The sequence below is a fragment of the Acetobacter conturbans genome, assembly GCF_011516755.1.
Lineage (GTDB): Bacteria > Pseudomonadota > Alphaproteobacteria > Acetobacterales > Acetobacteraceae > Acetobacter > Acetobacter conturbans.
The window spans coordinates 1-542 of the sequence record NZ_WOSY01000086.1 but is presented as its reverse complement, the minus strand read 5'-3'; the positions used below and the strand labels follow the sequence as shown (position 1 = coordinate 542).

Sequence of the window (542 nt, the reverse complement as noted above, 5' to 3'; positions counted from 1 at the left end):
GGGATTTCTCTATCTCGTGGCGATCATGGACTGGTTCACGCGCAAGGTCCTGTCCTGGCGTCTGTCGAACACGATGGACGTGGAGTTCTGTATCGAGGCGCTACAGGATGCTCTCATGCGCTATGGCGCCCCAGACATTTTCAATACTGACCAGGGGTCGCAATTTACGACACCCCGTTTCACCGGGATACTGGAAGAGCGTCAGATCCGCATCAGTATGGACGGGCGTGGGCGATGGCTGGATAACGTATTCATCGAGCGTCTGTGGCGGTCGCTGAAATATGAATGCGTCTACCTGCACGCGTTCGAGACCGGATCAGAGCTGAGGGCCGGGCTTGGCAGATGGATCGCCCATTATAACGAAAGGCGTCCGCATACGGCGCTGGCTGGACGTACGCCCGATGAGGCGTATTATGACGTGCCGACGCCATCTGGTCCGGGGTTAACCCCGGACCAGATGGCCAACAGCAACGCCGTCAGAAGGGCGGCATAACAACAACCGGGTATAGCTTATCAAGCCCGCAAAACTGTCCGAACGGACG

The 542-nt window shown here is 57.6% G+C and carries 1 protein-coding gene; it reads left to right on the top strand.

Going from position 1 to position 542, the window contains the following annotated elements; genetic code table 11:
• Positions 1 to 493 (top strand): integrase core domain-containing protein (locus tag GOB81_RS17455; RefSeq protein ID WP_173571473.1); only part of this gene is annotated, 493 nt, incomplete at its 5' end.
• Between the last annotated feature and the right edge of the window lie 49 nt (positions 494 to 542).